Raw genomic sequence first — 13,400 nt, 5'->3', positions numbered from 1 at the left:
CGTGACCACCGATGCGCACGCACGAGCGCCACGGAGCGCAGTCCGTCGCCGTCCGTCAGCCGAGCAGCGCGGCCACTCGCCCGCGGATCTGGGCGGCGATCTCTTCCGCCGGGGCGGCGGCGTCGAGCACGAGGAACCGGTCGGGTTCCGCCGCGGCGAGCGCGAGGTAGGCGTCTCGGACGCGACCGTGGAACTCCGCCTGCTCGGCCTCCAGCCGGTCGAACGGCTTGTCCGCCGAGTCGAGCCGCGCACGAGCAGCACCGGGGTCCAGGTCGAGCAGGAGGGTCAGATCGGGGAGCGCGCCTTCGGCCGCCCACAGCGACAGCTCGCGGATCTCGGTCGCATCGAGGACGCGGCCTGCGCCCTGGTAGGCCACGGAGGAGTCGAGGTAGCGATCCTGCAGGACGATCTCGCCGCGGTCGAGCGCCGGCCGCACGACCGTCGCGACGTGGTGCGCCCGGTCCGCCGCGTACAGCAGCGCCTCCGCGCGCGGCGCGATGTCACCGCGGTGATGCAGCACGATGTCGCGGATCAGGTGTCCGACCTCGGAACCGCCGGGTTCGCGCGTGCGCACCACGGTGCGACCGGTGCCTTCGAGCCATTCGGCGAGCAGATTCGACTGCGTCGTCTTGCCCGACCCGTCTCCGCCCTCGAGCGTGATCCACACCCCGTGACCAGAGGTCACGAGTCCGCCTTCTCTGCGGCCTTCGCCGCAGCGTTCGCGGCCCGAGTCGCCGCCGCCTTCTTCGCCGCCGCCGACCGGGCAGCCGATGTCGCCGCGGTCGTCTTCTTGGCGGCGGGCTTCTTGGCCGCGGGCTTCTTCGCGGCTGCCGTGGTCGCAGCCTTCTTCGCCGGGGCCTTCTTCGCCGGGGCCTTCTTCGCTGCGCCGCGCTTCGGGGTCGGACCCTTCGCCCGCTTGTCCGCGAGCATCTGCACCGCGATCTCGAACGTGATGTCTTCGACCTTCTGCCCGCGCGGGATCGTCACGTTCGTCTCCCCGTCGGTGACGTACGCGCCGAAGCGCCCGTCGCGGATTCGGATCGGCTTGCCGCTGACCGGGTCGGCCTCGAACTCGACGAGTGCGCTGGACGCGCGCCGCCCTGCCCCGTACTTCGGCTGGGCGTAGATCTCCAGCGCCTGCTCGAGCGTGACGTCGAAGATCTGCGACTCGTTCTCGAGCGAGCGGGAATCGGTCCCCTTCCTGAGGTAGGGGCCGAACCGCCCGTTCTGCGCCGTGATCTCGTCGCCGGTCTCCGGGTCGACGCCCACCACGCGCGGCAGGCTGAGCAGCTTGAGTGCCGTGTCGAGCTCGATCGTGTCGACCGACATCGAGCGGAACAGTGAGGCCGTGCGCGGCTTGGGAGCGGCGTCCTTCTTCTTCGCCCCGCGCTTGGGCTTCGGCGCCTCGACCACCTCACCGGTCGCCTCGTCCACGGCGGCGTCTTCGGACACCGGGTCGTTCTCCTGGACGTACGGTCCGAACCGACCGTCCTTGACCACGACGATCTTCCCGTTCTCGGGGTTCTCGCCCAGCACCCGGTCGCCGGCCACCGGAGCGTCGATGAGCTCCTGCGCCTTCTCGGCGGTCAGCTCGTCGGGTGCCAGGTCTTCCGGCACGTTGACGATGCGCGGCTTGGCCTCGGGGTTCTCCGGGTCGGCGACCTCGAGGTAGGGACCGTACTTGCCGAAGCGAAGGGTGGCCGTCTCGGTGATCGGCGTGGAGTTCAGCGCACGGGCGTCGATCTCGCCGAGGTTGTCGACGACCTGGCGGAGTCCGACGTGGGAGTCCGAGCCGAAGTAGAACGACTTGAGCCATTCGACGCGGTTCTGCTCACCGCGCGCGATCGTGTCGAGGTCGTCTTCGAGCGCTGCCGTGAAGTCGTAGTCCACGAGCTCGGCGAAGTGCTCCTCGAGCAGTCGGACCACGCTGAATGCGAGCCAGGTCGGCACGAGGGCCTGACCGCGCTTGACCGCATATCCGCGGTCGAGGATGGTCTCGGGGATCGAGGCGAAGGTCGATGGACGGCCGATGCCCTTCTCCTCGAGCACCTTCACGAGTGACGCCTCGGTGTATCGCGGCTTCGGCGTGGTGCGGTGGCCCTTGGCCTCGGCATCCGACACCACGAGTTCGTCGCCGACGGCCACGGCCGGGAGCGACTGGTTCTCGGCAGCATCGGCGTCGCTGCGCTTCTCGTCTCGACCCTCTTCGTACGCCTCGAGGAAGCCCTTGAAGGTGTACACGGTTCCCGAGGCGGTGAACTCCGCCTTCTTCCCGGCGGCGTCGACGGCGATCGTCACCGTGGTGGTCTCGTACTTCGCGTCGGACATCTGGCTGGCGACCGTGCGCTTCCAGATGAGGTCGTAGAGGCGCTGCTCATCACGATCGAGCTCGGACGCCAGAGAGGCCGGTGTGCGGAAGGTGTCGCCGGAGGGGCGTATCGCCTCGTGTGCCTCCTGCGCGTTCTTGCTCTTCGACTTGTAGACGCGCGGCTTCAGCGGCACTGCTGCGTCGCCGTAGAGGGCCACCGCCTGGCTCCGCGCCGCCTGCACCGCCTGGGTGCTCAGCGACGTGGAGTCGGTACGCATATAAGTGATGTACCCCTTCTCATACAGCCGCTGGGCGACGCCCATCGCCTGCTTGGCCCCCATGGAGAGCTTGCGTCCGGCCTCCTGCTGCATCGTGGATGTCGTGAACGGCGCGTACGGGCTGCGGGTCCCCGGTTTGGCCTCGACCTTGGTGACGGTGCCTGCGCCGACGGCGTCGATGGCTTCGGCGAGCGCGGTGGCCGCTGCCTCGTCGAGGATGACGACGGCCTTCTTGAGCTTCCCGTCGTCGTCGAAGTCGGTTCCACGGGCGAGCTGACCACCGTCGACGCGGACGAGTCGGATCTTGAACGAGGTGCCCGTCGCCGCCGCTGCGGCGTCGACGTCCCAGTACTCCGCCGACGTGAACGCCATGCGCTCGCGCTCACGATCGACGATGAGCCGGGTCGCCGCGGACTGCACGCGTCCGGCGGAGATGCCGGTCTTGACCTTGTACCAGAGCACGGGCGACACGTCCCAGCCGTAGAGGCGGTCGAGGATGCGGCGGGTCTCCTGGGCATCGACCAGGTCGTGGTCGAGCTCGCGGGTGTTGCCCACGGCAGCCTGGATCGCGTCCTTGGTGATCTCGTGGAAGACCATGCGCTTGACGGGGACCTTGGGCTTGAGCGTCTCGAGCAGATGCCACGCGATCGCCTCCCCCTCGCGGTCCTCATCAGTGGCGAGCAGGAGTTCGTCCGCACTCTTGAGCGCGCGCTTGAGTTCAGCCACGGTCTTGGTCTTGCGGTCGGAGACGACGTAGTAGGGGTCGAAGCCGTTCTCGATGTCGATCGAGTACTTCCCGTACGCCTGCTTGTCGTCGGCGGGGATGTCCTTCTTGTCGGCGAGATCGCGGATGTGGCCGACGGAGCTGAGCACCTCGTAGCCGTCGCCGAGGTATCCCTGAATAGACCGCATCTTCGTCGGGGACTCGACGATGACGAGCTTCTTGCCTTCAGCCAAGGGGCGTCCTTTCTTCGAAGCACACCATACACACCACTGTGTGGGGTTGTTCACAGTGAGCGAGGTCGCACGGCCGTCATCATCCCTCGGGTGGCCCGGCACGGGCTCGGGAGACGGCTGCGAGACCAGCGTACGCCGCCTGGACCTCCACAGTCGCCACGAAGCCTTCGAGGGTGCAGCCGGTGAGGGCGGCACCCGCCGCCTCGGCCACCCGCCCCGCGACCGTGCACGGCGCGTCCGCAGCGGGCACGGCTCCGCTGGCCGTATCTGCTGCTGCGAGCGCTGCGGCGTCGGCGGCACCTGCCGCGCGCTGCGCAGTGACGCACGCTCCTCCGACGGCTGCCAACCCGAGGGACAGTGCGGCCGCGACCGCGAGGACGCCGGCGGCAAGGGCCGTGCCCGCCATCAGAGGCCGCCGTCGAGCGCACAGCTCGACGCCTGCTGCGGCACCCGGATGAGGGTGCCGACCGTCGCCTCGGCGGTGGCCGTGACGCAGACCAGATCGCCCGAACGGGAGGAGGAGACGTTCGCCGCGGGGACCGCCACGTGCACGACCCGTGCCGCCGCCGCGGCCCCTTCACCGCGCCCGAGGAGACGGGCGGCGTCGGCCGACGCGTCTTGCAGGGCGACCTGGCGCGCCGCCGCACCGAGCGCACCCGCTCCGAGCAGGAACGCGAGCACCACCGCGGGCAGCGCGAGCGCGAGCTCGGCGGCGACCGATCCGCGCTCGCCCTGGTCGCGCTCGATGCGCGACACGGTACGGCACCGGCGTCCACCGCCGGACCTTCCCCCCGCACGCATCACGACACCGTCAGCGCTCGCCGCACGAGGTCGGTCAGGATGCCGCGGACCTCGTCGGATCTCATGATCGCGACGAGGAGACCGGCGAAGGCCACAGCGGCCATCGTGGTGATCGCGTACTCGGCGGTCGCTGCGCCGGTGTCGTCGCCGAAAAGTCCTGCTGCACGGCGTCGATCCAACCGGGGGATGTTCTTCATGATGTTCTTCTTTCTCTGGGATGCGGCGCATCGGGTGATCTGGGGGTGGTCACGACGACGGCAAGGGGGTCGACGCCAGGACGCTGAGCAGAAGAGGAGCCACACCGAGCAGCAGGAATGCCGGCAACGTGCACACGCCCAGCGGGATCAAGAGTCGCGTCGAGAGCTTCGCCGCGCGCAGGCGCCCCTGCACTCTGGCGGAGTGGCGGTCCTGTGCCGCGGATGCCCTGAGGAGTTCGGCAGCGGGCACGCCAGCGGCACGCGACAGATCGAGCACGGCGTCGATCCGCTCATCGTCTCCGACGGATGCCGAGCTCTCGGCGACCAGTCGCCGCGCTCGGTCGATGGAGACGCCGCCCGCGAGCGCCACGGCCATCAGTTCTGCCTGCATGCCCGGGATTCCCGGTGCCGGTCGCGCGCGCCGCAGCAGTCGTCCCGTCCACACACGTGCGGCGAGCACGAGGAGGAGGCCGACGATCACGCAGAGGGCGCCGAGAGGGTTCCCGGTCACGACGCCGAGGGTGTCGAACCCGAGAGCGAAGCCGAGCACGAGTCCGGCGAAGGGCATCCAGAGCAGCAGTCGAGCGGTCCCTGCGGGCTCGGCGAGGGCGATGCGCACGTCGTCGGCGGCGGCCGAGGCGTCGCGGAGCGACTCGGCGATGATCCGGAGAACCTCCGCGAGCGGGGCGCCGACCGTCGTCGCGATCTCCCACGCCGCCGCCAGGTCGACCCACGCGCCTCCCTCGGCCTCGATCGCGGGCAGAAGGGGGACGCCGCGGTCGACCCGCTCGACCACGGCCGCAGCGTGCTGGTCTCCGGTTCCGGCGACGTGGCGCCACGCGATCAGCGGCACCGCTCCCGCCTGCAGAAGCACCGCCAGCGTCTGCACGGATGCAGCCACGTCCACACCGTCGCTCGATCCGCCTGCGCGTCCGCGCAGCCGGATCACCACGGACTCACCTCCTGGATGTCGAGGCGGTCGCCGGTGATCACGAGGCGTCCTGCATTGTGGATCCGTCGGACTCCGCCCGGAGCCCGGTCGAGGTGGAGCACCACGGTGAAGGCGCTGACGGACTGACGCGCAAGCGCGACGGCGTCCATGCCCGCCAGAGCACCGAGGGCTTCGAGCCGAGCGGGAACATCCCGGAGTCCACTGGCGTGCAGAGTGCCCGCACCCCCGTCGTGCCCGGTGTTCAGCGCTGTGAGCAGTTCTCGAACCTCTTCGCCGCGGCACTCGCCGACCACCAGCCGGTCCGGCCTCATCCGGAGGGATTCGCGCACGAGGCGGGCGAGGGTGATCCCTCCTGCGCCCTCCAGGTTGGCCTGACGCGCCTCGAGCGCGACGTGATGCGGATGGCGGGGGCGCAGCTCGGCCACGTCTTCGATGGTGACGATCCGCTCGGTCGGCGCCACCGCCGAGAGCAGTGCGGAGAGCAGCGTGGTCTTGCCGGTTCCGGTTCCGCCCGTGATGAGGATGTTCGCGCGCTTCGCGACGAGGTCGAGCAACCATGCCTGTTGGCGCGCTCCGAACGCGCCGAGGGCCGCGAGAGCGTCGAGATCTGCGGCGCGCACCCTGGGGATGCGGATCGACAGAGCGGTTCCCGTGGTCGAGACAGGTGCGAGGACGGCGTGCACGCGGATTCCGGAGTTCAGACGAACGTCGACGCACGGTGCCTGATCGTCGAGATGGCGTCCACCGAGACCGACGAGGGCGACGGCGAGCTCGCGGACCTCCCGCTCCGACGCCCGCCAGTCGGCCACGGCTTCGGGCTCGTGCCCTCGATCGACGAACAGACCGCATGCCCCGTTGACGAAGACGTCGGTGACGGTCTCGTCGATATGAGCGCGGAGGGGACCGAAGGCGTGATCCAGGTGCAGCGGCTCGGAGGCCGCGTCCGCCGAGCGCGCGACACGCGAGTCTCCCCTGGGCTGGATGACGAAGGAATCTGTCATACCGTGACGCTAGGCCGCGGTGCGCCACCCCGGTTCCCGGCGTTCCTCGATGACTCGAGGACTGTGCAGAAGCCGATCCCTCCCCCATCCGGTGCAGGAATTCGGCGCGAGCGGGCGGCCGCATCCGAGAGCGCTCCCAACGGAATGGGCGGCATCTCACGGGGGGAATGAGATGCCGCCCACGGCGGACCACGATTGGGGGAATCGGGCACGCCAAGGCCGGAATGAGATTTCGGCTGTCGTCGAGTGTACGCAAGGCGACCGTCCTGACAAAACCGACGCGACTACCGACTTTCGGCAGTATGCGCCCCCGGGTCACGAGGATAGATTCACCGTGACCTGGTCGACCACCCCCGCGACCACGCTCGAACGACCCGAATGCCGCAAAGGAGCGCCTGCCGATGAGCAGCCAGATCGATCACCTTCTCGACGAGACCCGGCGGTTCGCGCCGTCGGAGGAGTTCGTCGCCCAGACCATCTCGTCGCCTGCCCTGTACGAGCGCGCTGCCACCGATCGCGAGGCATTCTGGGGCGAGCAGTCCCGCGAGCTCGTGCACTGGCACAAGCCGTTCACACAGGTGCTCGACTGGACGAACCCGCCCTTCGCCAAGTGGTTCGACGACGGCGAGCTCAACGTCGCCTACAACTGCCTCGACCGCCATGTCGAAGCCGGCAACGGCGATCGCGTCGCCCTGCACTGGGAGGGCGAGCCCGGCGACTCCCGCCGCATCACCTACGCGGAGCTCACCGACGAGGTCAAGCGCGTCGCGAACGTGTTGTCCGGACTCGGCATCGGTCAGGGCGACCGCGTCGCGATCTATCTGCCGATGATCCCCGAGGCGATCGCCTCGATGCTCGCGGTCGCGCGCCTCGGCGCCATCCACTCGGTCGTCTTCGGCGGGTTCAGCGCCGACAGTCTGCGCTCGCGCATCGACGACGCGGGAGCGAAGCTCGTGATCACCGCCGACGGCGGCTACCGCAAGGGTCGCGTCTCGGCGCTCAAGCCCGCGGTCGACCAGGCGCTGGCCGACCGCGGTGAGGGCGAGCAGCAGACCGTCGAGCACGTCCTGGTCGTCAAGCGCGGCGGGAACGACGTCGACTGGATCGAAGGTCGCGACCTGTGGTGGCACGACGTGGTGCCCGAGGCTTCGACCGAGCACACCGCGCAGGCCTTCCCCGCTGAGAACCCGCTCTTCATCCTCTACACCTCGGGGACGACGGGGAAGCCCAAGGGCATCCTGCACACCTCCGGCGGCTACCTCACCCAGGCCGCGTACTCCCACAAGTACGTGTTCGACCTGCACCCGGAGACCGACGTGTTCTGGTGCACGGCCGACATCGGGTGGATCACCGGACACAGCTACGTCACCTACGGGCCTCTGGCGAACGGCGCGACCCAGGTCCTCTACGAAGGAACCCCGGATACGCCGCACCCCGGGCGCTGGTGGGAGATCATCGAGAAGTACAAGGTCTCGCTCTTCTACACCGCCCCGACCGCCATCCGCTCGTTCATGAAGATCGGCCGCAGCGTCCCGAAGAAGTTCGACCTGTCATCCTTGCGTCTGCTGGGATCGGTGGGCGAGCCTATCAACCCCGAGGCATGGATGTGGTACCGCGAGGTGATCGGCGCCGGCAAGACCCCGATCGTCGACACCTGGTGGCAGACCGAGACCGGCGCGATCATGGTGTCGGCACTCCCTGGTGTCACCGAGACCAAGCCCGGATCCGCACAGGTCCCGCTTCCCGGCATCTCGATCGATGTCGTCGACGAGCAGGGCGTCGAGGTGGGCAACGGCAACGGCGGACTGCTGGTGATCACCGAGCCGTGGCCGAGCATGCTGCGTGGCATCTGGGGCGATCCGGAGCGCTACCGCGAGACCTACTGGGAGAAGTTCGAGGACCAGGGCTACTACTTTGCCGGCGACGGCGCGCGCCTCGACGAGGACGGCGACCTGTGGCTGCTCGGCCGCGTCGACGACGTCATGAACGTCTCGGGGCACCGTCTCTCCACCGCCGAGATCGAGTCGTCGCTGGTGGCGCACGAGGCGACGGCCGAGGCCGCGGTGGTCGGCGCATCCGACGAGACGACCGGCCAGGCCGTGGTCGCCTTCGTCATCATCAAGGAGAGCTACCTCGCAGAACACGAGCCCGCCGGTCTCGCCCAGCAGTTGCGCCTGTGGGTCGGCGAGCAGATCGGCGCCATCGCTCGTCCCCGCGACGTGTACATCGTCGGCGAGCTGCCCAAGACCCGCTCGGGGAAGATCATGCGGCGCCTCCTGCGCGACGTGGCCGAGGGGCGCGAGGTCGGTGACACCACGACGCTCGCGGACACCGCGGTGATGAGCATCATCTCGGCTCAGGTGAAGTAGGTCCGTCACCCCATACGACGAACGCGCCTCCCCGAGACGGGGAGGCGCGTTCCTCGTTCTGCGATCGACACGGATGCCGACGGCGAGTCAGGCGAGGATGAAGGTCACCTCGACCTCCACGGGGCTCCCGAGCGGAAGCTCCGCGACCCCGACGGCCGCGCGGGCATGGCGCCCCGCATCGCCGAAGATCTCGCCGAGCACCTCGCTCGCACCGTTGACGACGCCGGGCTGACCGGTGAATGCGTCAGCGGAGGCGACGAATCCCCCCACGCGCAGCACTCCGGCGATGCGGTCGACGCCACCTGCCGCGTCGGCGGCCGCGGCGAGAGCGTTCAGCGCACAGGTGCGCGCATAGGCCTTGGCGTCTTCCGCCGAGACCTGCGCCCCCACCTTGCCCACAGCCGGCAGAGTGCCGTCGACGAAGGGCAGCTGACCCGAGGTGTACACGAGCCCGCCGTGGACGACGGCCGGGACGTAGGCCGCGACGGGAGCGGCGACGGCGGGAAGCTCGATACCGAGCTCGGAGAGACGGGCGGCGACGCTCACGCCTGTCCTCCCTCGAACTGGCGGGCAGCCTGCTCCGCGGCGGCGAGCCCCGCGTTTGCCGAGGCGTCGGTGGTCACGGGGCGCTTCAGGTAGGCGACGAGCCCTCCCTCGGGACCTTGCACGACCTGCACCAGCTCCCAGCCCTGCTTGCCCCAGTTGTTGAGGATCGCAGCGGTGTTGTGGATCAGCAGCGGCGTGGTGAGATACTCCCACGTGGTCATGGCACTCCTGTCGATCGGGGCGCGACACCCTGATCCGGGGCCGGGCTCGTCAAAGGTGGTATTCAGGGAACTCCCCTACGATCAAGCGTATGCCCCAAAAGAATCGCACGGTGAGAGGCGTCCTCGGCGGTCTCGTCGGGCTCGTCGGTCTGAGCGCCGTCGCCGGACTCCTGGTCGCTGCCAGCGTCACCCCCGTCTTGACGATGTCCGGACTCGCCGGCGCCCAGGCGCTCACGCTCTTCGACGAGCTCCCCGAGGTCCTGCAGGTGGACAACCCCATGGAGCAGTCCACGATCTACGCGACCGATCAGGACGGCAAGGACATCGCCCTCGCCTCGTTCTACGAGCAGAATCGCGTTCCCGTGAAGTACGACCAGGTCTCTCCGGTGTTGTACGACGCGATCCTCTCCAGTGAGGACAAGAGCTTCTACAGTCACGGCGGCGTCAATGTCGGCGCCACCGTGAAGGCGCTGATCGACAACGTCCGCGGAACCTCCAGCCGTGGCGCGTCGACGATCAGCCAGCAGTTCGTCAAGAACGTCCGCATCCAGGAGTGCGAGCAGAACGTCGACACCACCTCCGACACGTATTCCGAGGAGCTGCAGCAGTGCTGGCGGGATGCGACGGAGGCGACGGGCGCCGACGGCATCGAGCGCAAGCTGCAGGAGATGCGCTACGCCATCCAGATCGAGAAGGACTACTCGAAGAACGACATCCTTCTCGGGTACCTCAACATCGCGAACTTCGGCGGCACCGTCTACGGCATCGAGGCCGCGTCGCGCTACTACTTCTCGACGACGGCGGCGAACCTGACCGTGGCACAGGCCGCGACCCTCGCCGGCATCGTGCAGAATCCGAACACGTACCGGATCGACAAGAAGGAAGGCACCTGGACCAATAAGGAAGGCGTCGCCCAGAACAGCGAGGCCGACGGGTACGCGGGGACCAAGGACCGCCGCGACTACGTGCTCGGCCGCATGCTCGCCGACGGCAAGATCACGCAGGCGCAGTACGACGAGGCCAAGGCCGCTCCGATCACGCCCGCGATCAAGGTCCCGACCCAGGGCTGTGGAGGCGCGGGCCCGAACGCATACTTCTGCCAGTACGTGAAGTCCATCGTGGAGAACGACGAGGCCTTCGGGGCGACCGACCAGGATCGGCGCGACCTCCTGCGCCGCGGCGGGCTCAAGATCTACACGTCGCTCGACTTCCGCATCCAGAACGATGCCGCCCGCACGATGGGCGAGATCGTCCCCGCGAACTACGACAACAACTACTTCGGCGCCGCCGGGGTCTCGATCGAGGTCGGCACCGGTCGCATCCTCTCGATGACCCAGAACACGCAGTTCGTGGAGACCCCGACCGACGACCTCGCCAAGACCTCCCTCGTCTTCGCGGGTGACCAGCTGCACGGCAATTCCGGCGGCTTCCAGGTGGGATCGGTGTACAAGCTGTTCACGCTGATCGACTGGCTCGAGAAGGGCCATTCCGTCAACGAGGTGCTCAACGGCCGCGTGCAGACGAACCTGAAGATCCCCGTCTGCACCGTTCCGCAGCCGACGAACACCAAGGAGATCGGCAACTTCGGTGGGGGCGGCGGATCCACGGGGTCGGTCATGAACTTCACGCGCAACTCGCTCAACAGCGGGTACTTCGCCATGGCGTCGAAGCTCGACATCTGCGACATCAACGAGGTCGCCGACCGGATGGGCGTCACGCTCGCCAGCGGCAAGAAGGTCACCGACGAGAACGTGCCGTACGACGTGCTCGGCCCGAAGAACATCTCGCCGATCGCCATGGCCGGCGCCTACGCCACGGTGGCGAGCGGTGGCACGTACTGCACGCCGCGAGCGATCGACCGCGTCGTCGGCCCCGATGGCAAGGAGCGAGAGCTGCCTGCGGCATCATGCACCGAAGGTGTCATCTCCAAGGAAGTCGCTGCGACGGCAGCCTATGCCCTGCAGGGTGTGATGAACGGCGGCACCGGGCGGGATGCGAATCCCAACGACGGCACGCCCCTCATCGGCAAGACCGGAACGCACGACCGCTGGTCCACCATGATGATCGAGTCGAGCACGAAGGTCACCACCGCCGTGTGGGCCGGCCGTTGGAAGGGCCAGGCCGACATCTATCAGAAGTGGGCGGGCAACTACCGGCTCAATGAGATGCGGTACCCGCTGGCCAGGGCTGCGCAGGCGGCCGCGAACGCCGCGTACGGGGGCGACAGGTTCCCCGAAGAGTACGGCAACCTGACCCGCCGCGTGGTCACCGAGGTACCGAACGTCGTCGGCATGACGATGGATGAGGCGAGGTCGACGCTGGAGAGCCGGGGCTTCTCGGTCAACAACGGCGATCCCGTCGAGAGCGACAAGCCGACGAACATCGTCGCCGCTCAGGATCCGTCCGGACAGGCGGCCGGTGGCGCGACCATCACCATCTCGCCCAGCAACGGCCAGGGAACGACCGTGCCGGCGGATCTGGTCGGTAAATCGCCCACCGAGGCGACGGCGGCCCTCCGAAGTGCGGGGTTCACGTCGATCGACATCGACAACTCCTGCAACCCGCCGAGCGCGGTCGTGGCGTCCACGAATCCCCCGCCGGGCACGGCGACCAGCAAGACCACCGGCATCACCGTGACGTGTCAGTAGGTACCGGCCGGACGGCGCACCCGGCCCTCATCGCGCTCGGCGCGGTGGGGGCCGTCGGTGCGGCCGCGGCAGTTTGGGGCATCGGCATCGAGCGCTACCTGTTCACGGTGCGCGACGTCACCGCTCCCGGCCTCCCCGAGGGGTCGAAGCCCCTGCGGATCCTGCACCTCTCCGACGCGCACATGGCGCCGTGGCAGCACCGCAAGCAGGACTGGCTGGCCTCGCTCGCCGCACTGAAACCCGATCTCGTCGTCAACACCGGCGACAACCTCGGGCACGTGAACGGTCTCGACGGCATCCGACGCGCGTTCGACCCGCTCGCGGGCATTCCCGGCGTGTTCGTGCACGGATCGAACGATGTCACGGCTCCCTCCCCCAGGAACCCCCTGCGGTACTTCCTCGGACCGTCGAAGAAGCATCGCGAGCCCGCGCATCTCGACACTGAGGCGATGGACCGCTACTTCACGGACGAGCTCGGCTGGACCGACCTGAACAACGCTGCGGCACGGCTCACGGTCGCCGGAGCCGCGCTCGACGTCTTCGGGGTGAACGACGCCCACCGGGACTGGGACCGTCTCGACGTGCTTCCGGCCGCCATCGCAGACCTCGGACGCGAGGACGCCACGATTCCGATGCTGGGCGTCACGCACGCGCCGTACCAGCGGGTGCTCAACGGATTCACGGACCTCGGCGCGGACGCGATCCTCGGCGGGCACACCCACGGCGGGCAGGTCTGCCTCCCCGGCTACGGCGCCCTGGTAGCGAACTGCGACATCCCGTTGAAGCAGGCGAAGGGGCTCAGCACCTGGTCGCACGGTGGCCGCTCCGTGCCGCTCAACGTCAGCGCCGGGTGCGGGCACTCCATCTACGCGCCGGTCCGTTTCGCCTGTCGCCCCGAGGCGACGCTGCTCACCCTGACCGCACGGAGCTGATCGACCGCCTCGATTCGGTGCGCAGAGCATTTCCCTGTAGACTCGGAGGGTTGCAAACGGGGTGTGGCGCAGCTTGGTAGCGCGCTTCGTTCGGGACGAAGAGGTCGCAGGTTCAAATCCTGTCACCCCGACCAGTGACACCGGAAGGCCGCCCCCAGGGGCGGCCTTCTCTGTATCGGGTTCGCGCACG

At 68.7% G+C, this 13,400-nt stretch carries 12 protein-coding genes and 1 tRNA gene; 4 read left to right on the top strand and 9 right to left on the bottom strand.

The genetic code is table 11. The features are described 5' to 3' along the window. Positions 1 to 55 precede the first annotated feature (55 nt). From tmk to AB0E56_RS08295, 7 genes are all read right to left on the bottom strand, one after another. Positions 56 to 685 (bottom strand): dTMP kinase, encoded by a 630-nt coding sequence (tmk, locus tag AB0E56_RS08325; protein WP_359798113.1) that lies wholly within the window; start codon positions 683 to 685, stop codon positions 56 to 58. Continuing rightward, the gene (gene topA, locus AB0E56_RS08320) at positions 682 to 3,543 is read right to left on the bottom strand and encodes a type I DNA topoisomerase (RefSeq protein WP_359798111.1); all 2,862 of its coding nucleotides are present in this window, start codon (positions 3,541 to 3,543) and stop codon (positions 682 to 684) included. Before topA ends, tmk begins: the two co-directional genes overlap by 4 nt. 79 nt (positions 3,544 to 3,622) lie before the next feature. After that, complete coding sequence (locus AB0E56_RS08315; protein WP_359798110.1) at positions 3,623 to 3,949, bottom strand: helicase; 327 nt, start codon at positions 3,947 to 3,949, stop codon at positions 3,623 to 3,625. Further along, on the bottom strand, positions 3,949 to 4,299 hold the full coding sequence (locus AB0E56_RS08310) for a TadE family type IV pilus minor pilin (RefSeq protein WP_359798109.1): 351 nt from the start codon (positions 4,297 to 4,299) through the stop codon (positions 3,949 to 3,951). Before AB0E56_RS08310 ends, AB0E56_RS08315 begins: the two co-directional genes overlap by 1 nt. Positions 4,300 to 4,343: 44 nt before the next feature. Further along, positions 4,344 to 4,541 (bottom strand): DUF4244 domain-containing protein, encoded by a 198-nt coding sequence (locus AB0E56_RS08305; RefSeq protein ID WP_359798107.1) that lies wholly within the window; start codon positions 4,539 to 4,541, stop codon positions 4,344 to 4,346. A gap of 49 nt (positions 4,542 to 4,590) precedes the next feature. Next, positions 4,591 to 5,493: a type II secretion system F family protein gene (locus AB0E56_RS08300; protein ID WP_359798105.1), complete on the bottom strand. Its 903-nt coding sequence runs from the start codon at positions 5,491 to 5,493 to the stop codon at positions 4,591 to 4,593. Continuing rightward, positions 5,487 to 6,494 (bottom strand): TadA family conjugal transfer-associated ATPase, encoded by a 1,008-nt coding sequence (locus AB0E56_RS08295; RefSeq protein ID WP_359798103.1) that lies wholly within the window; start codon positions 6,492 to 6,494, stop codon positions 5,487 to 5,489. Before AB0E56_RS08295 ends, AB0E56_RS08300 begins: the two co-directional genes overlap by 7 nt. Before the next feature lie 401 nt (positions 6,495 to 6,895). Here AB0E56_RS08295 and acs point away from each other — a divergent pair, with 401 nt between their 5' ends. Further along, positions 6,896 to 8,863: an acetate--CoA ligase gene (gene acs / locus AB0E56_RS08290; protein WP_359798102.1), complete on the top strand. Its 1,968-nt coding sequence runs from the start codon at positions 6,896 to 6,898 to the stop codon at positions 8,861 to 8,863. 87 nt (positions 8,864 to 8,950) lie between these two features. Here the strand turns inward: acs and AB0E56_RS08285 are convergent, their stop codons facing one another. Further along, positions 8,951 to 9,409, bottom strand: coding sequence for a RidA family protein (locus AB0E56_RS08285; RefSeq protein WP_359798101.1), 459 nt, complete (start codon positions 9,407 to 9,409; stop codon positions 8,951 to 8,953). Beyond that, positions 9,406 to 9,630, bottom strand: a complete 225-nt coding sequence (locus tag AB0E56_RS08280) for a hypothetical protein (RefSeq protein WP_183150688.1) — start codon at positions 9,628 to 9,630, stop codon at positions 9,406 to 9,408. Before AB0E56_RS08280 ends, AB0E56_RS08285 begins: the two co-directional genes overlap by 4 nt. 89 nt (positions 9,631 to 9,719) lie before the next feature. On the opposite strand from AB0E56_RS08280, the gene AB0E56_RS08275 reads away from it, so the two are divergent. The 3 genes from AB0E56_RS08275 (at position 9,720) to AB0E56_RS08265 (ending at position 13,344) form a co-directional block, all read left to right on the top strand. Next, positions 9,720 to 12,278: a transglycosylase domain-containing protein gene (locus AB0E56_RS08275; protein ID WP_359798100.1), complete on the top strand. Its 2,559-nt coding sequence runs from the start codon at positions 9,720 to 9,722 to the stop codon at positions 12,276 to 12,278. Then, positions 12,269 to 13,210, top strand: a complete 942-nt coding sequence (locus AB0E56_RS08270; protein ID WP_359798099.1) for a metallophosphoesterase — start codon at positions 12,269 to 12,271, stop codon at positions 13,208 to 13,210. The genes AB0E56_RS08275 and AB0E56_RS08270 overlap by 10 nt, the downstream gene beginning before the upstream one ends. 57 nt (positions 13,211 to 13,267) lie before the next feature. Next, positions 13,268 to 13,344 (top strand) — tRNA-Pro (locus AB0E56_RS08265). The last annotated feature ends 56 nt before the right edge of the window (positions 13,345 to 13,400 follow it).

This window comes from Microbacterium sp. NPDC028030 (genome assembly GCF_040637855.1).
Classification (GTDB): domain Bacteria; phylum Actinomycetota; class Actinomycetes; order Actinomycetales; family Microbacteriaceae; genus Microbacterium.
The sequence above is the reverse complement of the archived record's forward strand: the minus strand, read 5'-3'. Positions and strand labels throughout refer to the sequence as shown.